Origin of the sequence: Peptoniphilus lacydonensis (genome assembly GCF_900106515.1) — a bacterium.
Lineage (GTDB): Bacteria > Bacillota > Clostridia > Tissierellales > Peptoniphilaceae > Peptoniphilus_A > Peptoniphilus_A lacydonensis.
Map to the genome: position 1 here is coordinate 34,844 of NZ_FNWF01000003.1, position 21,794 is coordinate 56,637.

Sequence of the window (21,794 nt, forward strand, 5' to 3'; positions counted from 1 at the left end):
ATGAGAATATTTAGAATTGTCATTGCAAATGTAGTTAAAGGTTTTTGTATTAATTTTGCCTATTTTGCCAATTTAAATTGCATTTATTTCTAAATCAGCTTTTATAAGTTTTTTTAATATATCTTTAGTTGGTCCTGGAAAAGTTGAAGCTACATCAGTTATTATAAATATTATTTTATAGTTTTTCTTATTTTTGATTTGTATTTTGTTTAAGGCTTATATTATAATATATTTCTCTAAGACACGATGCATCGTCTGTTTTTCCGTAAATTCCATCAATCTTTATTATAGAAGATATAATTTTACTTGAACCTGCTCCTTAGTGTCTTCAAAACTTTTTACTTTATAGTTGTCTTTTCCAAAAAAACAAGTTTCTGTTAGTAGATTTATTTTTTGATTTGTTTTTGAGATTGTATTTGCAAGTACTCATTAAAGTCATTTAAAGATAAGAGGGTTACTGCTAGAGTTTTTCTTGTAGCTTCTATTTTTTCTTTATCCATAGAGAAAGAATTATCTATTAAAAACGATATTTTTATATGCTCAGGCAGTAATTTATCTTGGGATTCTAAAAAATTTTTATTAAAGATTTTAAGATTTTTGTAATTTCGTTTTTTCTCAGCTTCAACAAATTTAAGATAGCTGTAGATAAGATTATTAACATTTAGCTTTCCTTTAGCTTGTCTATTTCTTTCTACGCTTACTTCTTTTTTTGCTGATCCGATTAGTTTTTTCCAGAAATCTTTCATTTATTCTCTTTAAGCTTTAGTTTTATTTGCATAATAATTAAATAAGTCTAGTTTTTCTCTGCTTATCCCTTAATTTTCTGCTATAAAATTTTTAGAATCTTTTTTGTAGAAGCTTTGCTACTTTTTTGATCTAATATTTTTCTTCCAGGATCTTTTCCGCATCTTTTCTCGTAGGTTCTAATTTATCCTTTACTTCTTCTTTTTGACTTTCTTTAATGAATTTTTCCTTAAGACAAAGTAACTACTATGGAGGTTTTTATAGGTGTACTAATTAATGTTATATTCATAATGATTCCTAAAGTAAAGTTTAGCCAAGGTATTTCAAGATCCTAGGCTTTCTTATAACAAGCTTGCGACCATATCGCCGTGCCTTTTTTCATCATCCCTAACGCTTTCGATTTCTGGAAACTTTTTTGCTACTGGAGCATAATTTTCAGAAGCTTTATACTCACCCTTTACAATTTTTGGATATAATCTTTTTTTACCGATTAGCTTATAAAGGATAGGCATAAAGAAAGCCAAGGTTTTCTTTGGTTTTAAATTTTTCCTTGTAAATTTATGAAAAACCGCAGCATGATGACCCTCCTCTGCTGCAAGCTTTTTAAAAGTAGCCGCATCATTTTTATCCTTAACTACATCAGCAAGGCTTTGGTACATCAAAACTACATCTAATTCTCCTTGTTGAGATTTTAATAATATTTTCATATCTTCTTTACTTATAGTCATATTCTCTCCCCTAGTTTTTTATTTTCATTTTATATTGTTAAAAATTTTGATTTATTTTCGCTCTATTTATTATATGAATTTTTAGATAAAATGACAATAAAAAACCCGACTTAAAACACTTTATAACATACGTCGGGTAATTTTACTAGTTACTGTTTTTTATTAAATGGGCAACTGATTATACATGACTTGAGTGGTCAGTGTAGATAAAATTTTAATTCTTAAAAAAGCTCGCATGTGGAAATATATATTCTCAATTATTTCTAAATTCTACTAGCTTTTATATTAAGAGTATATAAAATTATAAATTCTTACACTTTTTGCATCAACGCTACACTCTCAACATGGCTTGAGTGGTCAGTATGGATAAATTTTAATTTTTTTAAAAAGCCTCGTATGTGGGAATATGTCAATCAATACGCGTCTTATAATTTATTATATCATTTTGAAGAAAAGAAAAAACAGCCCACAAAAGGACTGTTTAAATTATCATCTTCTTCTCCTAATTCCATTATTTATACTAGATGCTCTTAAAAACATTGCTATAGAAAGTAATGATTAAAAGTCTATTCAATACTATAAACAACTTATCCTTTTTCTTTAACCTAAATATTAATCCAACTAATGTTAAAGTTCTCCCCTAATATAGCTATATATTATTTATTTTTGTTTAAAATATTAACTACTACCATACCAACAACTCCACCTATAACATTTGTTATTATATCAGTGGTGTCTGAAACTCCTATTGATAAGATATATTGTATCGTCTCAAAGAATAAACTAACCAATAAAAATATCCAAAAACCAAATTTAACATCATAATTTAATTTTTTTAATAAAATTCCAAATGGTAAAAAAACTACGATATTAAATAATGGTTCTAACCAAAACAAATCTCCTTCTACAACATTAGTATATCGAAAAGGTATTAGGTTAATCTCCCTTATTCTCCTCATATCACTAATAGAAAATCCAAACTTAAATAAAACTAACCAACTGAGCAAAATTATATATACAGCTAATAGAATTTTTATTTTTCTCTTATTTGAAATAACTCTCACTCCTAACACTCTATAAGTATTTCCTGTTTTTTACATGTAGAATATCGTAATTAAATATTCTTGACAACTGCAGACATCATTTGTTCCTAAAAAAAGATACTTCATTATATATATTTCAATTAAAAGTTTTTGTAGTTAGTTAATCCATCTTCGATATTAAAGTTATACATTCTGCATGGGTGTTAGTGTGGATAAGGTTTAATATTTCTCAAAAACCTCATATGTGGGAATATGTTAATCAATAAGCATCTTATAATTATAATATCATTTTAGAACTAAGAAAAAACAGCCCTACATAATGCTCATTGAAAGAGAAACTGGTTTAGAATTCTTTAAATTACATGAAAAAGTCTATGAGTTTAATGCTCACAGCCTTTTTCTTATATACTCTTGAAAGTATTATCTGAGTTTTCGTTTATTGTTTTAAAACCACTTTTTATTGCAAATAAAACTCCTGCAATCATAAATACAAATACTACTATTAGAGGGATATAATTCATATTTGTTATCAGACCTTTTATCGCAAATGCTAATTCATAGTTACTTCTATAGGCTCTCAATGCAATTCCAATAATGAACATAAAGATATAGGCTAAGAAAATATTTTTAAACAATATTTTCCCCTCTCCGAAGACCATTTTTTCCATTTGTTTTTCTTTCATACCTGCTGTTGATAGAAGTTTAAAATCATTGGATCTTGCCCTAAGGTTTCCTTTAAAACTATTATAGGCGTTGGAAAGAGCAATCGTTATAAGAATGATTTGGATAGCTAGATTTAGAAGTCTTTCATTCCTTGTTTGCTCTTTACTTACTGCTTCTCTTAAAATTTCTGTAGCTGTTCCATGGTCAGACTTTGGTACATAATTTGAAATTACTTTTTCGGCATCTTCAAATACTTTTTCCTTGTTTTTTTCAGCCTTTATTTTTACAAAATAATAGTAAACAGGATCTGATTTATCTATTCCATACTCATCAATAAATTTCTTCATATTACTTGTGCTTGTGTAGATTGGTATTTCATTATTATCATAAGCTTCTAAGTCATAAGGCATTTCATCAATACTTGCGTCAATTTTTATATTTATCGGTTTGCCCTGTGCATTATATTTTAAAGTAACTTTTCCTGTATCCTTATCAGAAATTTTTATATACTCGCTAAAAGCATAAGGCGTTCTACTGTCTTTTCTTATCTTATTAAGCAATAAGTAAGATGCATTAGGTATGTTATTTTCTTTTAAAATTTTTTCAAAATCTTCATCTGTTAAAGCATATAAACTTGCATATAGTCTATCTTTTGCTATTTTCCCACTATCAAGAGAATTTTTTAAGTCTTTAGAAATAAAGTCTTTATTATCGTCAAGGTAAAACTTAGTGTCATTTCTTTGATATAGGTGAAGCTCTTTTATTCCGTCAACTTTTTCTAAATCAGCTAATAAGTTTTCATCTAAATTCTTATCAGTGTAAATACTTGAATTAAAATTGTAAGGACTTTTATAAGAGTTATATTTTTTATTCAAAGTTCTATATGATTGACTAACTAAGACAGCAGTCAACACAAAGGCAGACAGAGCCATGGAAATTACAATAATTCGATAGGTTGAACGATAAGACCTGTAATAATCTTTTGCTAATGTCTTTTCTATAGGTCCATTTATTTTTGACTTACCCAATTTAATGTTTTTTTCTGTAATTCCATTTAAACCTTCTATAATTTTTATTTTTGCACTTTTCCTAGCAGGGATTATCGCAGATAAATAAACTGTTAGGATTGACAATAATATAATCATTATTATAGAAATAGGGTTTGGATAGACGAAATAAAAACCTGGGGATTTTAAACTTTCTCCCAATATCTCAGACATATTTTTATAGGATATTGAATTATTAAGCCACATCAAGTATAAGAGAAGATTTGCAAATGCCAAAGATAGAATTGTTCCCAAGGCTATTGGTAAGGTTGAAAGTTTAAAAGCTTTCTTTCGAATCATTTTTTTGACCTGCTTATCTGTCATACCTGTGCTTTTTAATAGAGCAATTTCCTTTAAATCCCTATTGTTCCATACATTAAAAGAACCATAAATGATAAAAGCAAAAAGTAGGCAAAGAAAGAAGCCTGCTCCATATTTTTCTATAGCTAAGTTTACAACACTCTTTGGTGGGATGATTCCTTTTGGATAGACCATCTTATATTCTAAGATATCTTTATTATAAAAAACTCTCCCAATATCTAAAGCGTGGTTCTCTTCAATATTCATTTCAGACAAAACTTCCCTAGTTTTTGTATAAGTATCCCTTATATTTTTATACCAAATTTGGGCTTCTATTTCATCATTTTTTTCAAATAAACCTTTCTTGTCATCACTTTCAGTCAAACCTATAAGCATAGACTCTTCAAATGATTTAGAATAATCATCATAAACTCCAACTACTTTATAAGTTTTATCACGAACAGTTATTTCAGAGCCCAAATCGTACTCTTTACTTTTTATTAAAAATTTCTCTGGAACTAAAATCTCGTTTGAATTATTAGGTTTTCTTCCCTCTTTAATATCAAAACCTATAAGACCAGTAGAATCTCCAAATTCATAGATAGTTGCATTTAAATCTGTCTCTATGATTTTATTAAAAGAAATTTTTTCTATATCCTCATCATTTATTAATTTATCATAAAGTTTCTCGTCAATTTCACTAATTGACACATGGTAGTCTCCAACATTTTTCTTAACATAATTATACTGTTCGGTTCTCATTGCATTAAAGATAAAAATTACAGTTCCTAGTAGAATAACTGCTAAAAGTATTGATATTTTAATAGAAAAACTGTCTTTCTTATTATTTTTTACAACTCCATCAGCTAGGTCATTAATAATTTTCATAAGTTCCATCTCCTAAGAAATTTAACCTACCATCTACCATTCTATAGACCTTATCACAAGAATTTGCTACTTTTTCATCATGAGTTATTATCATAATTGTAGAATTTAATCTTTTATTTACAAGTCTGAAAAGTCCTGTGATTTCTTCAGAATTTTTTCTATCGAGATTTCCTGTAGGTTCATCTGCTAGAATTATGGCAGGTCTTGTAATAAGACTTCTAGCAATAGCAACTCTTTGTTGCTCGCCACCTGATAATTGTTTTGGATACCTATCAAGCTTTCCTTCTATTCCTAGTATCGATAAAATTTCCTTTAAATATTCTTCATCTGCCTTTTTATTGTCTAACAAAAGAGGAAGTAAAATATTTTTTCTCACATTAATATTAGGAATGAGATTGAAAAATTGGTATACAACGCCTATATTCCTTCTGCGAAAGATTGTCATCTCATCTTTGTTAAATTTTGTAATATTTTTATCTTGAATAAATATATCCCCACTTGTTGGTATATCTACTCCTGCAAGTAAATGAAGTAGTGTAGATTTGCCAGATCCACTGTCTCCAATGATGGCAACTAGGTCTCCTTTCTCCATTTCAAAATTCACATTTGATAGAGCGTGTACTTCTACTCCACTATTGTAAGTTTTTGTTAAATCTACTGTTTTTACAATAATCATATTTAGTCCTCCTTATCTTTCTTAAATGATATTAGACTTAAGTGACTGGAAAGTGACTAGAAAAAAATGACTGTGCTTTATTTACACAGCCATAATTAAATCAGTTATAAAATCTCAGTTCAAAGGAATTTGATTTCTTTCCCTTATGATATAAAAGCTCTCCATTTTGTCTTTCCATAACAGATTTTGCCATAGGAAGCCCAATCCCATAACCTTTTGAATTTGGATCCAGCTTATAAAAACGTTTAAAAACTTTTTCTAACATTTCACGATCCAAACCTTTAGAAAAATCTTCCACAAAAATACTTTTATATAGATTTGTTTCTTTAAGTTGAATTTCTATATGTCTACCTTCTGTAGCTTCTATACCATTTTTCATCACATTAAATGCTGCTTCATAGGTCCATTTCTTATCGCATATAAAATAAAAGTCATCTCCATAAAGTGGAATTTCAACATTATCATTAATAAAATAATCTTTTAGCTTTTGTATGATATCTTCAATTAATCCTCGAGCAGATATCCTGTCTTTTGTCATTTCTATTGTACCTGAATCAAGGGCTGCAAGTTTTAATAAAATATCAGATAGATTGTAAAGTCTAAGAAGATTGTCCCTAAGTCTAGATATATACTCTTTTGTCGATTCATCTTCTTCGTCTTCTAATAAGTCAAGTAATAATAGAGATCCAGTTAGAGGAGTTTTTATTTGGTGGGCAATGTCTTCAGTATATTCTCTTAAGATCTCTTTGTTTTTTTCAGCATTTTCAGCTATTCTCTTGTTTTCTATAATAATTTTAATAATCTCATCTCTGAGTTTGCCAAATTCATCGTCAATAATTTCGTAATTATCAGAGTTTATGTCAAGTGAATGTAGTAGGTTAAATATATTATTAATCTTATCTTCTAGCTCTTTTTCTTTTTTATTTTCAATATTTCTAAGAATTAGAAATAAAATTACATTTATTAGTAGAAAACCTATGAGTGTTAGAATATCAAATCTTGGACTTAGATAAATTACAAACAAAGACATCAATAAATTTAAAATTAAGACAAGTAAAATATTTTTGTTTTTATTCATTGTCCCACCTATATCCTATCCCTCTAAGAGTTTTTATATGACTGCCATAATCTCCAAGTTTAGATCTGAGTCTTTTTATGGTGACAGTTAGAGTATTGTCATTTACTTCATAAGAATCATAACCCCAAACATAATCTAAAATTCGCTCTCTTAGTAGATTTATATTTTGGTTTTCTAAAAGCATTTCCAATATAGCAAACTCTTTTAAGTTAAGGTCTAATTCTTTTCCATCTATCGAAGCTTGTTTTGATATAAGATCTAAAGATAAATTTTCAAAAGTCAGCTCATTCACTTTTTTAATTTTTCTACTAAAAACATTGTCTATTCTCGCCTTTAGGACAGGGAGAGAAAAAGGTTTTGTAATATAGTCATCTGCTCCTTGGGAAAGACCATTTATAACATATTCATCTTCATTTTTTACAGTAAGCATTATTACAGGAAGGTCGGAAAATCCCCTCAGCCACTTTAAAAAATTAAAGCCTGATCCATCTGGCAGATTGGCATCAAGTAGAATTAAATTAAAATCATTAAAATTAAGATTTTCTGTCAGAGAAAGATTGTTATAAATAATAGTTTCAATATTATGCTTGTTTAAGTAAGTTTTAACAGCAAAAGCAATTGTGCTGTCATCTTCAATTATTAATATCTTTTTCAATGAAATGCTCTCCCTTATATACAGCTTTAAATACATTATACCATTATCACTTATATTAAAAACAGACCCTTTACGGATCTGCTACTTGTTGATATCAATTTCAATTCCAGACTTGAATATTACTTTAAGTTTTTCTTCATATACAACTATCTTCTCCAATAGTTTCCTTACCAATTCTTCATCATAGCTTTCTACTTCTAATTCTTGATTGTCTAAAAACTCTTCTAATTCCATTAGTCTGCTTTGTTCGTTCTTCTCTTCCGCTAAATCTAGAAGTATCTTTTCTTTTTCATTTCTTAACTCTTCCACCCTGTCTGCAAGGTCTGTGTAGTCTTTCTTGGCATTAGCAAATTTTAAAAGCTCTTCTTGAACCTCCAGCATTTCTTTGTCTATTTCTTCTATCTGACCACTTCCATCACCTGTGATGGCATTTTTAATGTTCTCTTTTATTATTTCTTTCAATTCACTGCTTTCAGATATAAGCTGATTGATGGCTTCTACGACTGCTTCTTGTAGATCAGTCTCTTTTATGGTTCTTGCTTCACATGCTTCTGGTCCATGGGTTACTCTTGTACAGCATCTCCAAACGGTATATTTCTTTCCTCTGTTGTTCCAAGCAATTCTCCTGTAAATATCTCCGCATTTAGAGCAATAGACAATACTTGAAAGGGCGTATTTGCTGGAATAAATTCTTCTTTTCCCTTTGCTACTTACCATATTAGCTCGTCTGTACATTTCTTCTCCGACTCGCATGAAGATTTCTTTAGGTATGATGGCTTCGTGGCTATTTTCTACGTAATATTGAGGCGCAATGCCATCATTCTTTACTCTTTTTTTATTAAGGAAATCTACTGTATAGGTTTTCTGCAGGAGAGCATCTCCCATATATTTCTCATTGGTTAAAATTTGATTGAGGTTTGATACATGCCACTTCTTATTTCCTGCTCCATTTATTATCTTATCTTTTTCAAGTCCTAGCTTTATATCTCGTAGGCTTGCCCCTTCCAAGTATTCTCTGTAGATCCTTTTTACTATTTTCGCTTCTTCAGGAACGATGACAAGTTTTCCATCTTCGTCTTTTGTATAGCCTAAAAACCTATTATGATTTACCTGAACTTGTCCTTGTTGAAACCTATATTGAAAGCCCAACTTCACATTTTGAGATAAGGACTGGCTTTCCTGTTGTGCAAGAGATGCCATAATGGTAAGGAGAACTTCTCCCTTGGCGTCCATGGTATTGATGTTTTCTTTTTCAAAATAGACTGGTATGTTATTTTCTTTAAGTTTACGAATATATTTTAAACAGTCTAATGTGTTTCTAGCAAACCTCGATATGGACTTTGTGATGATGTAGTCGATATTTCCTTCCATGGCTTCTTCAATCATTTTATTAAAGCCGTCTCTTTTCTTGGTATAAGTTCCACTAACACCTTCATCAGAAAATACTCCTGCAAATTCCCAGTCTGGATTTTTCTTAATATAGTTTGTGTAATGGTCTACTTGAGTGTCATAAGAAGTTGCCTGTTCATCGCTATCTGTTGATACCCTTGCATAGGCAGCTACTCTTAGTTTCTTCTTTTCTGATTCCTTGATGGAATTTCCTTTTTTCTTCTTCGCTGGTATAACTATAACCTTGCTATTCATCATCTATCACCTCGATTAAATTGTACTGGTGGCTTGCTCGTTCAAGGGGATCTATTGGTAGAACTTCTTCACTTTTATATCTAAACTTGCATGGAACTTTAATAATCTCTTCTTCTTTTTCCCAAACTCGTCCCATGGCCACTGCCCTTTCTTTTAACATTTGACCTGCCTTTTCAAAACTTTCTCTATCTATTATCTTGGGATAGATTTCATTTCCTAAATATTTTTCGTTGGTTAATATTCTTTTAACACTGGAACTGTTTTTATCCAAGCCAGCAAGATCTGCCGACTTTATAAGAGCATTTCCAGCAAGATAGTTTTTAAAGATTTTTCTTATATTCTCCGCTTCTTTTTCTTGAATTTCTAATCTTCCGTTTCTTATGGTATAGCCATAACATAACCTAGACATCTTTTTTCACTTCCTCTCTAAGTACAAGTCCACACTTTAAATGAAAATCAAGGGTCGCTCTATTGACAACTTGAATGTGTTTAATGATTTCTTCAAATAAGTCAACTTCAAAGTGATCTATCATTTTGCTTTTATCTAAGATTCCTATTAGCTTTTCAAGTTTTCTAATTTCTTCATCATTTCCAAGGATGGCTTTTTTGCTTCTCTCCTTTTCCTTAAGTAGGTTTCTTTCTTCGCTTGAAATCTCACTGCTTTCTTTTGTGTAAATACTTGCATCTAAAACTCCTGAGCTTATCAGTTTGCTTAGAACATCTTTTCTTTCCTTTAGTTTTTCTAAGCCTTCTTCTATTTTATTTATCTTCGCAACTTCTCCCTTGCTGTCCACACTCTTTAATGATTTCAAAAGTGGTGTAAGGATACTATCTTTTCCAAAGACTAACTTGTTTACTAAAGTCACAAAAGCTAGTTTTATGTCCTTGTCTTTAATAAACTTCATGGAGCACTTATTGATATGTTTTAAATGTTCACTGCAAGTCCAGGCTATATATTTATCTTTACCATTATAGTGATGCCTTCTTTTAAAGCTTGAACCGCACTCGCCACACTTTATTTTTCCAGATAGACTATATCTATTTTGATATCTTTTAGTGTTTTCTCCATTTCCTTTTGCTATGGCCCTAAGTCTTATTAGGTTTTGAACTTTCTCAAAGTCCTCTCTACTTACAATGGCTTCATGGTTATCTATTATCTTATACTGATCTTCTTCTCCCTTGTTCTTGTGTCTCTTATAGCTATCGTCTGTATAGGTCTTTTGGTAGATGACATCACCTGTATATTTTTCATTTTTTAAGATTCCGTTTAAAGTTGACCCACACCAGTTTGCTCCTCTTTGTCCTTTAATCTTTCTTTTATTTAAGTCCTCTGCAATTTTATGTGTTCCCTTACCTGAGAGATACTGTTCAAATATTTCTTTTATTATTTTTCCTTCTTCTTCATTCACTACCATCTTCCCGTCTATATTCTCATAGCCATAGGGTGGACTTGATATAATGAAAGTTCCATTTTGAAATCTTTTCTTTATAGACCACTTGTTATTTTCTGAAATAGACCTGGATTCACTTTCTGCAAGGGACGAAAGTATGGATAACATCAACTCACTTTCCATGGTCCTGGTATCAATGTTTTCTTTTTCAAAATAGATACCAATGTTTAAGTCAAGGAGTCTTCTTACGATTTCCAAACAATCTGTCGTGTTTCTTGCAAGCCTTGAGATGGATTTAGTTAGGATAAAATCTATCTTCCCATTTTCACAATCTTTTAGCATTTTTAAAAGACCGTCTCTGCATTCTTTCTTTGTTCCAGTTATGCCTTCATCAAAGTATAGACCTGCAAAAGTATATGACTTGTTCTCTGCTATCATCTTTTCGTAGTGTGCTTTTTGCGTTTTAAGACTCACAAGCTGAGCGTCTTCATCTGTCGATACTCTTGCATAGGCAGCGACTCTTAATATAGATTCTTCTTTTTGATTTGCTTCTATTTTTGTTATCTTTTTCATCGTCTCACCTCTCTTTCTCTTAGTGCTATATTCCCGTACAAGTGAGTATATATCAAGTCTTATAGCAATAATTCTGAAAGAATAGGTCTGAATTTTTTAATGTTTTCTCTCCTAATTTTTCTATATTCTTCAAGGCTAATTTCATCTAAAAGAAAAAGGTCTTGGATAAACTTATCCGATAGATAAAAGTTAAGCTCTGCTTTTAAATCCATATCAGTGTATTCAGTTTTTATAACTTCTTTTTCACCTTCAAGCTTCTTTACTTTCATACTCCACCTCCTATATCACAGGCAAAGAAATCAGGTCTATTTTTAACCTTAATTTTCTTTCCTCTATATTCCTTAGGACAAATGGAGTGATTTTGAGTAAGATTTATAGCTGATAAATATGTCGGGAAAAATATATTATGAATATTTTTGAAATTAAAAAAAGACCTATCAGTATTCCAGTATGATTACCAATAGGTCTAAGTATATTATTTAGTTTTAAAGAAATCACCCGTTCTCTAAGGTGGGTCTAAGACTCTCACTACTTTGATACAATTTAATGATTGAATTTTTGAAAAAGATTTTTATCAAAATGCACACCCTCCATTTAAAGAGCGTTAAAATGGAATCTTTGATTTCTTTTTGGGAGTAAAATTCTAACAAATGTTTTGCTATAAAATAGATACTTATCATTACCATTATACTAGAATTTTTTATCACCTTTTATTGTTATAATCTATGATGAAATCACTTATACTATTGATTCTTCTATCATGGGTTATTATTATGATAATTTTATTTTTCTTTATTTTTTTTAAATAATAAATTAGACTCTTTACTGTACTAAAGTCCAAAAAGTTTGTTGGTTCATCTAATAATAATATTTCACTAGGTTTAGATAATGCGTTTATTAAAGATAGTTTTTTATTTTCGCCTTCTGATAATACATTATTTATATTAAGACCTACTCGTAAAGAATCCTTTAGATTAAAAAGAATCCTTTAGATTAAAAAGAGTCCTTATTTTAATAGATTTTTGTTTATCTATACTAAGTATGTTGCATATTTCTACGTTTTCTCCAAAATCATATAAAGGAAGTTCATTTTGTAAATCTATTGAAATTCTCTTCTTTAGTAAATAATTCATATCTATTTTTTTTATATCACAGCTGTTTATTTTTATTACCCCTTCATAATCTCTTAATAAACCTGAAATTATTTTGAATAAAGTCGATTTACCGCTGCCATTAGGACCATTGATTATATATATCATACCTTTTTGAAAATTATACGAAAAATCATTTATTATTAAATTGTCATCCACTTTATAAGATAAATTCTTTACTGTTAAGCTGTTTATTGAATCTGACATTTGCTTTAATTCTTTATTCATGTTTCCTTCATCTGAAATGTTATCAATAATTTCATCTAAACTTCTGACATGAACTAAGCATACATTCCAATCTCTCAAAAGGTCCATGATTGAATCCATATATCTTAATAGTTGACTTGAGAATGTAATAATCATTGTGAACATCCCGATAGTAATTTCACCATTTATCATAAAATACCCTAATAATAGTATATATACAATTCTAAATATATTACTCGTTAAACTTGAAACAAAAATATAGATATTTTCATATTTTATTTGTTTGCTTTTATTTTGTTTAAAAACCTTTTTCTCATTATCTAAATCAATTAAAACCTTATTTTTGAGAGCATTTAATTTTATATACTCTATTGTGTTAATAAGCTTGAAATATATAGAAAAATATTTTTCATCTGATTTTTTATTTTTTATAACCGCATTCTTTAATTTATTTCTAAAAAAATAATTAATCAAAGCATATATTGGTGCTATAAGAAATAATAATAATGACAATTCTTTGTTAGAGCGATATATTGTAAATACTATTAAACATATGCTAAACAAATTTGTGAATACAACGCTTATAAATGTTATGATGAACTTTGATATGTATTGAATGCTTGTTGTTAACCTTTTTACTAACTCTTCCTTAATAAGTTTTTTAGTTATTTCATAATTTGAGTCTAAGTATCTTATTAACAATTTTTCATTAAGATAAGTATCTAACTCAAATTTTATCATCTCTTGTAAATAATTTTTTAAATAACTTAATAAATGTGATATTAATATTATTGGTAGAACTTCCTCCACAAACTTCAAAGAATACTTAAAATGTTTATATATTGAAAGTTCATCAATAAATACCCCCATTTTTTGAGGAATAATTATCAATGTAATAGAAAAAATAATTGTCAGAAATATATAAATGCAGAACACATTTTTATGTTTTTTGAAAAATTCAATTAATACTGATTTCACTTATTCCACCTAAATTTTAATACATATTAGCAAATAAAATTTCTTTTTCAAATTCATCTAATTTAGAGTAAACTTTTATTGCATTAGTTATCTTTGTCCTAGTTAACTTGCAAAATGGAGAATTGCTTGAATCATAATCCTTAAATATTATATTGCTATGATAGCACCCTCCAGAACATGTTGAATAAGCAATACATTCACTGCACTTATACTTTGTATTGTATTTATTATCATATTTAGAATAATCAGTAATTGGTTTATTATTACCTCCAAGATCTTTGTCTAAAAATCTTTGGCATGGAATGATTTTAATTTCTGGTGTAATTGCTATTAAACTTACTCCTGCTCCACAATGTCTTTCTTGCCTAATTGATAAATGTATTGATATTAATTGCTTTACTATGTCTTTAAATGAACAACATTTTCTATAATCTTTTTCATTCAAGCATTGTAAAAAATAATTATAATAATTTTTAATTTCTTCATTTAAAATCGCATAGTTCCTCATTTCTATCCTTTCATAAGACTCGGACTGTGCAATAGACTTAAATCCCAATTTATATAAATGTTTATGATTTTCTATTAAGTCCATGTTGCTGTCTGTGATAGTTACTCTAGCAATCATATTAAAATTTTTGAGTAATTTAATATTTGATATTATGTAATTGTATGCTCCATCCCCTAAAATGGTTTTTCTATTTATATTTGTTTTCAGTGCATTACCATCAATAGATATTGTTATAGTGAATTTATTTTCTTCTAAAAATTGAACTATTTTAGAATTTAGCAAAGTAGCATTAGTTGTTATGCTATAAAAAAATCTATTTTTTAAAGTATTATCTAATTTTATAGATTCAACTACTTTTTTAATCATATTAAAGTTTAAAAGAGGTTCTCCACCAAAAAATATTAATGTACAATGTTCTTCAATTGGCAGTTTTTTTAATAAGCCTATAAAAGAAGATAAATTTTTTTCGTTAAGAAAAATATTGTCATGATCTCCTTGATTTTTGCTTTCATAACAATATGTGCATCTTAAGTTGCAACTATATGTCATGAATAAAGTAATTGCTTTTATTTTAGATTCATAATTATTTAATTTGGATTTATATTCTTTTAATGAGCTTTCATTCTCTGTATCAATATCGACCAATGAACTTTCAATAAAATTATCTGAACTTTCTTTCAAGTAATCCCTTTTTTCTAAAAAATCGTAAACTTCTAAATCGGTTTTCATTAAGACATTCTTTAGATTTAAGTATATCAAACAATTATTGTTATTCTTTCCATAATAAATAGAGTTTATTTTTTTCATAATTTTGAATATCTCCTAAAAAAATCTTAATTTTTATAGTACTTATAACAAACATCACATGAATCAATATAATTATTTTTAAATCTAGTTGCATTGTAATACTTATTTAATTCATTAATATTTGGACAAATACGTGTGCAGTTGCTTATTAAATCTCTAAATTTTGTTTCAAAAAAAATTCCCAGCACATCTAGAATCTTCCATCGCAAAAATTGATCCACATGGATAAATATTTCCATTATAATCTATTATTATTATATTTCCTTCTGGGCATTCAATCTTAATTTCATCATCGTATATGAAATCAATATCATTAAAACATATTGAGGCTCTTCCAACTTTATAACATGGATGAATAAATACTCCTGTTGATATTAGCTCCTTCTTCAATTGAGTAAGTAATATTCCTATATTGTCGTTTTTTAAAATAGTTGTACCTACCACAACTTTTAATCCTATTTTCTTACTTTCATTAAGAATATTTTTAATATTATTTATACTAATATTTTCTAAATGATATTTATCAATGCTTATTTTTAATGCCACTAAACTATTTTTTGCTAATCTTTCTAAAATTTCTCTTGTTTTTTCTTTATTAATTGCCCAAAATCCATTAGTTGTTATATTGAATATACATTCCTCTCTAAAATGGTTCATGATTTCTTCAATTTCTTCTAAATATATAAATGGTTCTCCTCCAGATATCCCTATATATCTTATTTCATTGTCTATAGCAGCATTAATGAATTTAATAGCATCATCTTTATCCATTTTTTCATTACGCTTTGGAGAGCAGCAAAAACAACATATCGGACATTTTTCTGTACATTTTCTTGTATAAAGTAATCCTAAACACTTATAATTCATATTTTCTCCTCCACAAAAAAAATATTATGGCTAAAATAATTAAAAATTCAAACACATATATTAAATAATATGTTTGAAAATATTCTATATAGTCAGATATATTAAGATACACGTTTAAAATAGGTAGTCTATAAAAAATTATAGAATGAGTTTTTCCTCTACCAGGAATTGGATATGTTAATAACATAAGACCAATAAAGGATCCTATAATTGCACTTATCTTATTGTTAGAAAAAGTAGCCATTAGACCGCTTAATTTCGTAGTTATTGCCATTCCTACTAAGAGGTCTATATTATATAAAAACATTCTTAGCCATGAATTAAAAACTATATTATCATTTAAAATTACAGAACCTCTAGAATCAAAAATCTGATAGGCTTCTAAGACTTTTGTAAAATAGCCAAAACAAAAAATTACAAACATATCAAATATCAAAATAGTTAAAACAAATATATATGCTGATAATAATTTATTAGCTATGACCTTTATAATACTTCCATACTTAATAACCTGATAATCTAAAGTCCCTTTTATATATTCATCAGAAAGAATCTCCCCAATTATTATATATATTAATATATTAAAGAAAAGAACTACATTATATAAGTCTAAACTAACGTTGAAGTAAAAATCAAAAAAGTTAGTCTTATTATATTCTTTAAGGATGAAAATAAATAATAGTAGTACATTTAAGAAGATTAGGACCTTTACAGTCTTCAGTTTTTTAATCTTTTTCAATTCTTTAATCAACATGGTCTTCCTCCAGTAAGCTGAAATAGAATTCTTCTAAACTTCTTTTATTACTATGAACTTCAACTATCTTAATTTTATTGATTAATAACTTATATAAAATATCATTCAGTAAATTTAGGTTATAGTCTTTTATTTTTAGTATATTTGCCTCTATAAAAATAGTCTTATTTAAACTATCTGCAAATATTGTTTTACAAATACTTTCTTCTAGTTTTTTTTCAGTTATAATCACATATTCCTGATCCAAATTAGACAAACTTCCCTCATATAATATTTTACCTTTACTAAAAATGATTAACTTATCTACAACTTTTTCAACTTCTGATAATATATGACTTGTTACTATTACAATTTTATTCTCTTTTTTTGCTAAATCAATTATTATGTTTCTTACATCATAAATCCCTTTTGCATCTAAGCCATTTAATGGCTCATCTAAAATAATAATTGGTCTATCGCCTATCAAGGCTAAAGCAACACCCAACCTTTGCTTCATTCCTAGAGAATATTCTTTTACTTTTCTCTTAGAATCTAATTCACTTAAGCCAACTAAATCTAATAAGTCGATTATTTCTTTTTCATTATATTTATCTTGAAAAAATTCTAGATTTTCTCTTCCAGTTAGGTATTCATAATAGGAAGCTCCATCTATTAAAGCTCCAAAATAATTACTTTCTTTATTTATAGAGTTTGAAATTAGAATCTCTCCCTTGTCTGGCTTAGATAAACCTATTATTATTCGTAATAGTGTCGATTTTCCAGCGCCATTCGGTCCTATAACTCCAAATACTTCTCCACTTTTAGCTTCAAAATTTATATTTTCTAACACCTTAATGCTTTTAAAACTTTTCTCTACACCAGAAACATTAATTTTCATATACTAATCCTCCTCTAATAAGTAACCGAGCCCACTATTTAGTATTTTAGATAAAAACATTAAACTTTTTTCAAAATCTAAAATAGACTTTGTACAGAAATTTTTACTAGTTTCATAAAAATCATGGTTATATATTAGATTCTCATATGGGCATCCATTTCCACAATAAAGCTGTATAAAACACTTAGAACATTTTTCAATATCCCATCCTATCAATGAAACATCATTTTTTTTAATGTTATGAATTCTTTTTAAAAGAAATTCTTTTTTTCCAATTCCCCTATAACAACTATATAAATCGCCCTCTGCGGAAGAAATAAGACCATGATTTCGTCTAGCAAAACAATTTACAGAAAATTCTTTACTATATATTTTTTTAGCTAAATCATAAATATTACAATATATCTTATTCCTATTATTTTTTAAATTATCAAACGTAACTTTTGATAATTTATCTAATTGTAATTTATAATCAATAAAATCTTTTTCGTCATATATAACGTCCTCATCAAACACTAAATTGCTGTATACTCTATTTATCCCTTTGCTCCATAAGTAGTTTACTGAATCAAACAAATACTTGATATCTTTTTTATTAACTGTTATCTGAGCAGAAAGTTTCTCTACACAATTTGAAAATTTATAATAATTACTCAGCACACTATCAAAACTTTTTCCAATGCCTTTGTAAGGTCTATTTTTGTTGTGTATAAAATACAATCAATCTATACTAACGCTTATCTCGAAGTTATTGTTGCTAAGTAAATTTCTTATTTTATTATTGAATATACTACCATTTGTAGTTACAATGTATTTTGTTTTTCTTTTTACTCTTTCAATTGTATTTAAATATGAAATAACTTTATCAATTAACTCGATATTTAAAAAAGGCTCCCCACCAAAAAAATTTACATAATATGTTTTTGCCTTAGGATTTATGTTCTTAACCCAATAATCTATTAGAATTTTAGCAATTTTCCAATCCATAACACATTCTTTTCTACCATAACTTCCACCACCACCAAAGCAGTAAATACAATCAAAATTACATTTCCCAGAAACATTTATACTTAATAATGAATATTTTTCTACTTTATTTAATTTTTTATAAATTAAATCCAAATTTCCTGATATATTGTTTCTATTTTCAAATATCGATTTTATTTCACCTATATCAAAATCTTTATCTATAATTTTTATATTCTTCATTGCTGCAATAAACTCTTCATCATTTATAAAATAATAATCTCTATCCATATAAAATTGCAAGAGTTTTGCTGTTTTTTCGTCTAAAAAATACAAATCTCCATTCGAACCATCAAAAAGTATGTTGTTATCTACATCCCTAATTAATCTAATCTGTTCATAACTCTTAGTTATCATAATAAGAATTCTCCTTTTAAATCATGTTTAAATGTTATTATATTAATCATACTTAAACATATTGAAAAAAATACCAGTCCTGTTGCTAAATCTCCAAACTGCAAAAATTTAAGACTTCTCCAAGTATATTCAGAATTAAATGGTAAATATTTATAAAAATTATTAGAAATTTTACTAAATAAAAACATAAAATATTCAATAGCATTAATAGTAAAAATCGAAATTATTGTCAGCAGAGCTGACTTTAAATAGTTTTTATTAAAGTTAATATAGAAAATAAACATTTCTAATATAAATATGGATCCTAAAATTTGATTTAAGTATAAGGTTAAAATATTATAAAAAGCACATCTTTGCTCAAAAACTACTTCAGTATCTATAACCCAAAAAGAAAGATCCATACTGTCTACTTGTATGTTAGTTTGAATGATAAGTGCTATTAAAAATTGTATGCCATACGAAACAACTATATATATTATGCATATTAATGTTTTGTATATATATCTTTCTATGTGGTCATTTTTATATAATTTCAAAGCGAACTCTATGTTATTCTCATATTCTATGGAAAATATACGTCCAATAACTAGTGACACTATTATTGGTATATAAAAATTTCCATTTATAGTTAATGTCCTTATTAATATAAAATTATTAACTATACTATCATGAGTAGAATAAGAAATAGACAAAGCTACGATAATTGTCCATATAACTTGAAATAATAAAAAAATAAATAATATCTTAATATTGAAAAATTTTATTAATTCAAACTTTAAGCATTTTTTCACTGATTCCCTCCTTCAAAAATAAAGAGAATGTAAGTGTTAAATACTACAAACATTCTCTTTAAAACCATACCTATCTATATTTTCAGTTACGCAATATTAAAATTATAAGATGTTTGCCAAAACAAAGCTATATTAAGTAATTTTTAAAAGCTTTAGTGATATTTTGGATTACAAACTCCATCATACCAAGCACAAACATCGTCTGCCCCACATAAAACGAAGCCTTTTCCATTCACTTCATTTTTTGTTCCATTCACTTTTTTAATTTGTTGAATTGGTGTTTAACTTGCACAGATATCTGAATAGGCTGTGTTTAAAAGCCCTATTAAGAAAACAAATTGAATAGTTTCAAAGAATAAACTAGCCTATGGAATTATTAATTTTTCTGCTTTATAGAACTCTCCTGTTAACACCTTATGGTCAATCGTCATCCACTAAATTTATACTATCATAATTATATCTTAATGTCAACTATAGTTGATGTTAAGATATAAAAAAATAGAAATTTAATTTTAAATATTCCATAATTAAATCTCTACTTTTAAGTTTTTATTCTATTTATAATAAAACAGCATGTCAACTGTCGTACACAAAATATTAGCACAGTCAAAAGCAATTTTTATTGTAGGAAGTTTTTTACAATTTTCTATTTCACTTACATATTGTCTACTTACATTTAACTTATCTGCTAATTGTTGTTGAGTAATGCCTTGTTTTTGTCTATAACATTTTATATTATTTCCCAAATACTTATTCTCCTTCCTCCTTAATAATTAGATTATAATGTTTTTTATACCTTTTGTCAACTTTTGTTATTATGAAATAAACAAAATCATATTAATTCATTTACTCTTCTCTGAACTTCGTAATAATCATATCCCGCTTGTCTCAATCTCCTTTTTCTTTCTTCTCCATTACCCCAATCTCCTCTAATTACTTCTTTTGCCAATTGCTCGATTGTCTTTCCTGCTGGATAAACTATCTTTCCATTTAGATCAAAAACTTTTAGCCCAAATCTATTAGCACATCTTTTAGCATTAGCTAAGTTTCTAAAAGCACCTTTTTGACTTTTAGCATCTGACCAAGATTTCCTAACTCTATATAGTCTACTTGATGTTTTGTTTGTAGGACTTCCACCTCTTAATCTTTTATTGACTTCATTTGCAATATAAGGAAATTTACTTCCAAGATATGGTCCAGGACAGTTTGTGTTAGAATACCATTCATGTTTTTGTAAGACTCCATCTTTTCCACCTGTATAGGTACATGGATAGATGCCATTTCTTATACAGATGTCGGTGACTAATTTTATTAATGTTTCTAAGACTTGATCAGATACTGGCCAAGAACCTCCGTTACTTGAATTTGCCGTTTCAATAGTAACAGCCCTATTATCACACCAAGCAGATGATGTACACCAAGACCTATTCTGTTCATCCACACATAATATTACCTTATTATCCTTACCTATTCCATAATTGCATGATGCTTGCCTTGACCTTGGTTTAAATATTTGTCCTATAGTTGCAGCATTGATTGCTCCTGCTGTATGGTGAATGGCTATTTTAGTAATATGTTGATTCCTTCTCCCACTATGGTTTGGGCTGTAATTTACCATATTTACGAGTGGACTATTGCTCATCTTTATCCTCCTTAAATTGTTTAAGCATTGTTTTTAATTGGTCGGGTACAGGTAGTCCTATAGATGCTGAATTTTCTAAAATGGAAAGTCCCTCATTTGCTATATAAAAAAAGATGATGGCTGTTCTTATCATTGTTCCATCACCTTTAATTAAATATGCATCGCACAGGTTTCCTATCCCTACAACTATAAATATCATTATTTTTTTAGCTATCCCTTTAAATCCTATGGATGAGGACAGCTTTCTTTCGACTCCTGCTCTTAAAACTCCTGTTAGATAGTCAGCAATTACAAAAGCAAGTAGTGTGTAGATAAAAGCATCTACACTTCCAAGATAAAATCCCAACCAACCTCCGATAGCTGTAAAACATACTTTTAATATTTCTAAAAACTTATTCAT

At 28.0% G+C, this 21,794-nt stretch carries 23 protein-coding genes; all 23 read right to left on the bottom strand.

Features of this window, described 5'->3' with window-relative positions; all coding sequences use genetic code 11:
• Nucleotides 1-386 precede the first annotated feature (386 nt).
• On the bottom strand, nt 387-746 hold the full coding sequence (locus BQ5450_RS01900; protein ID WP_071125785.1) for a hypothetical protein: 360 nt from the start codon (nt 744-746) through the stop codon (nt 387-389).
• 339 nt (nt 747-1,085) lie between these two features.
• The gene (locus BQ5450_RS01905) at nt 1,086-1,472 is read right to left on the bottom strand and encodes a ferritin family protein (protein ID WP_071125786.1); all 387 of its coding nucleotides are present in this window, start codon (nt 1,470-1,472) and stop codon (nt 1,086-1,088) included.
• 656 nt (nt 1,473-2,128) lie between these two features.
• Nucleotides 2,129-2,536 carry a VanZ family protein gene (locus tag BQ5450_RS01910; RefSeq protein WP_071125787.1) on the bottom strand — a complete coding sequence of 136 codons (408 nt, stop codon included), beginning with the start codon at nt 2,534-2,536 and terminating at the stop codon, nt 2,129-2,131.
• Nucleotides 2,537-2,916: 380 nt separating this feature from the next.
• Nucleotides 2,917-5,412 (bottom strand): FtsX-like permease family protein, encoded by a 2,496-nt coding sequence (locus BQ5450_RS01915; RefSeq protein ID WP_071125788.1) that lies wholly within the window; start codon nt 5,410-5,412, stop codon nt 2,917-2,919.
• A complete protein-coding gene (locus BQ5450_RS01920; RefSeq protein WP_071125789.1) occupies nt 5,399-6,088 on the bottom strand; it encodes an ABC transporter ATP-binding protein in 690 nt (229 codons plus the stop codon). The genes BQ5450_RS01915 and BQ5450_RS01920 overlap by 14 nt, the downstream gene beginning before the upstream one ends.
• Nucleotides 6,089-6,188: 100 nt before the next feature.
• Nucleotides 6,189-7,166: a sensor histidine kinase gene (locus BQ5450_RS01925; RefSeq protein ID WP_071125790.1), complete on the bottom strand. Its 978-nt coding sequence runs from the start codon at nt 7,164-7,166 to the stop codon at nt 6,189-6,191.
• Nucleotides 7,159-7,806: a response regulator transcription factor gene (locus BQ5450_RS01930; RefSeq protein WP_234347011.1), complete on the bottom strand. Its 648-nt coding sequence runs from the start codon at nt 7,804-7,806 to the stop codon at nt 7,159-7,161. The genes BQ5450_RS01925 and BQ5450_RS01930 overlap by 8 nt, the downstream gene beginning before the upstream one ends.
• 96 nt (nt 7,807-7,902) lie before the next feature.
• A complete protein-coding gene (locus tag BQ5450_RS01935; protein WP_071125792.1) occupies nt 7,903-9,465 on the bottom strand; it encodes a recombinase family protein in 1,563 nt (520 codons plus the stop codon).
• Complete coding sequence (locus BQ5450_RS01940; protein WP_071125793.1) at nt 9,458-9,874, bottom strand: recombinase family protein; 417 nt, start codon at nt 9,872-9,874, stop codon at nt 9,458-9,460. Before BQ5450_RS01940 ends, BQ5450_RS01935 begins: the two co-directional genes overlap by 8 nt.
• On the bottom strand, nt 9,867-11,429 hold the full coding sequence (locus tag BQ5450_RS01945) for a recombinase family protein (RefSeq protein WP_071125794.1): 1,563 nt from the start codon (nt 11,427-11,429) through the stop codon (nt 9,867-9,869). Before BQ5450_RS01945 ends, BQ5450_RS01940 begins: the two co-directional genes overlap by 8 nt.
• Nucleotides 11,430-11,488: 59 nt before the next feature.
• Nucleotides 11,489-11,698 carry an SHOCT domain-containing protein gene (locus BQ5450_RS01950; protein WP_071125795.1) on the bottom strand — a complete coding sequence of 70 codons (210 nt, stop codon included), beginning with the start codon at nt 11,696-11,698 and terminating at the stop codon, nt 11,489-11,491.
• A 434-nt stretch (nt 11,699-12,132) separates the two neighbouring features.
• Entirely contained in the window at nt 12,133-12,414 is a 282-nt protein-coding gene (locus tag BQ5450_RS09450) for an AAA family ATPase (protein ID WP_083379764.1), read from the bottom strand.
• The gene (locus tag BQ5450_RS01955) at nt 12,404-13,765 is read right to left on the bottom strand and encodes an ABC transporter transmembrane domain-containing protein (RefSeq protein ID WP_071125796.1); all 1,362 of its coding nucleotides are present in this window, start codon (nt 13,763-13,765) and stop codon (nt 12,404-12,406) included. The genes BQ5450_RS09450 and BQ5450_RS01955 overlap by 11 nt, the downstream gene beginning before the upstream one ends.
• Before the next feature lie 16 nt (nt 13,766-13,781).
• Nucleotides 13,782-15,080, bottom strand: a complete 1,299-nt coding sequence (locus BQ5450_RS01960; protein ID WP_071125797.1) for a radical SAM/SPASM domain-containing protein — start codon at nt 15,078-15,080, stop codon at nt 13,782-13,784.
• A gap of 168 nt (nt 15,081-15,248) precedes the next feature.
• Complete coding sequence (locus BQ5450_RS01965) at nt 15,249-15,947, bottom strand: radical SAM protein (protein ID WP_071125798.1); 699 nt, start codon at nt 15,945-15,947, stop codon at nt 15,249-15,251.
• The gene (locus tag BQ5450_RS01970; protein WP_071125799.1) at nt 15,937-16,701 is read right to left on the bottom strand and encodes a hypothetical protein; all 765 of its coding nucleotides are present in this window, start codon (nt 16,699-16,701) and stop codon (nt 15,937-15,939) included. Before BQ5450_RS01970 ends, BQ5450_RS01965 begins: the two co-directional genes overlap by 11 nt.
• Entirely contained in the window at nt 16,691-17,578 is an 888-nt protein-coding gene (locus tag BQ5450_RS01975) for an ABC transporter ATP-binding protein (RefSeq protein WP_071125800.1), read from the bottom strand. The genes BQ5450_RS01970 and BQ5450_RS01975 overlap by 11 nt, the downstream gene beginning before the upstream one ends.
• Before the next feature lie 3 nt (nt 17,579-17,581).
• Nucleotides 17,582-18,154: an SPASM domain-containing protein gene (locus tag BQ5450_RS01980; protein WP_159052463.1), complete on the bottom strand. Its 573-nt coding sequence runs from the start codon at nt 18,152-18,154 to the stop codon at nt 17,582-17,584.
• A 144-nt stretch (nt 18,155-18,298) separates the two neighbouring features.
• Complete coding sequence (locus tag BQ5450_RS01985; RefSeq protein WP_071125802.1) at nt 18,299-18,961, bottom strand: radical SAM protein; 663 nt, start codon at nt 18,959-18,961, stop codon at nt 18,299-18,301.
• Entirely contained in the window at nt 18,958-19,752 is a 795-nt protein-coding gene (locus tag BQ5450_RS01990) for a hypothetical protein (protein WP_071125803.1), read from the bottom strand. Before BQ5450_RS01990 ends, BQ5450_RS01985 begins: the two co-directional genes overlap by 4 nt.
• Nucleotides 19,753-20,306: 554 nt before the next feature.
• Entirely contained in the window at nt 20,307-20,498 is a 192-nt protein-coding gene (locus tag BQ5450_RS01995) for a type II toxin-antitoxin system RelB family anti-toxin (RefSeq protein WP_071125804.1), read from the bottom strand.
• Between the two features lie 86 nt (nt 20,499-20,584).
• On the bottom strand, nt 20,585-21,394 hold the full coding sequence (locus BQ5450_RS02000) for an N-acetylmuramoyl-L-alanine amidase (protein ID WP_071125805.1): 810 nt from the start codon (nt 21,392-21,394) through the stop codon (nt 20,585-20,587).
• The gene (locus BQ5450_RS02005; protein WP_071125806.1) at nt 21,384-21,794 is read right to left on the bottom strand and encodes a phage holin family protein; all 411 of its coding nucleotides are present in this window, start codon (nt 21,792-21,794) and stop codon (nt 21,384-21,386) included. Before BQ5450_RS02005 ends, BQ5450_RS02000 begins: the two co-directional genes overlap by 11 nt.

Coding starts and splice junctions, on each gene's coding strand:
- BQ5450_RS01900 (WP_071125785.1), bottom strand. CDS start 746: ATGAAAGATTTCTGGAAAAAACTAATCGGATCAGCAAAAAAAGAAGTA.
- BQ5450_RS01905 (WP_071125786.1), bottom strand. CDS start 1,472: ATGACTATAAGTAAAGAAGATATGAAAATATTATTAAAATCTCAACAA.
- BQ5450_RS01915 (WP_071125788.1), bottom strand. CDS start 5,412: ATGAAAATTATTAATGACCTAGCTGATGGAGTTGTAAAAAATAATAAG.
- BQ5450_RS01920 (WP_071125789.1), bottom strand. CDS start 6,088: ATGATTATTGTAAAAACAGTAGATTTAACAAAAACTTACAATAGTGGA.
- BQ5450_RS01925 (WP_071125790.1), bottom strand. CDS start 7,166: ATGAATAAAAACAAAAATATTTTACTTGTCTTAATTTTAAATTTATTG.
- BQ5450_RS01935 (WP_071125792.1), bottom strand. CDS start 9,465: ATGAATAGCAAGGTTATAGTTATACCAGCGAAGAAGAAAAAAGGAAAT.
- BQ5450_RS01940 (WP_071125793.1), bottom strand. CDS start 9,874: ATGTCTAGGTTATGTTATGGCTATACCATAAGAAACGGAAGATTAGAA.
- BQ5450_RS01945 (WP_071125794.1), bottom strand. CDS start 11,429: ATGAAAAAGATAACAAAAATAGAAGCAAATCAAAAAGAAGAATCTATA.
- BQ5450_RS01950 (WP_071125795.1), bottom strand. CDS start 11,698: ATGAAAGTAAAGAAGCTTGAAGGTGAAAAAGAAGTTATAAAAACTGAA.
- BQ5450_RS01960 (WP_071125797.1), bottom strand. CDS start 15,080: ATGAAAAAAATAAACTCTATTTATTATGGAAAGAATAACAATAATTGT.
- BQ5450_RS01965 (WP_071125798.1), bottom strand. CDS start 15,947: ATGAATTATAAGTGTTTAGGATTACTTTATACAAGAAAATGTACAGAA.
- BQ5450_RS01970 (WP_071125799.1), bottom strand. CDS start 16,701: ATGTTGATTAAAGAATTGAAAAAGATTAAAAAACTGAAGACTGTAAAG.
- BQ5450_RS01975 (WP_071125800.1), bottom strand. CDS start 17,578: ATGAAAATTAATGTTTCTGGTGTAGAGAAAAGTTTTAAAAGCATTAAG.
- BQ5450_RS01985 (WP_071125802.1), bottom strand. CDS start 18,961: ATGATAACTAAGAGTTATGAACAGATTAGATTAATTAGGGATGTAGAT.
- BQ5450_RS02000 (WP_071125805.1), bottom strand. CDS start 21,394: ATGAGCAATAGTCCACTCGTAAATATGGTAAATTACAGCCCAAACCAT.
- BQ5450_RS02005 (WP_071125806.1), bottom strand. CDS start 21,794: ATGAATAAGTTTTTAGAAATATTAAAAGTATGTTTTACAGCTATCGGA.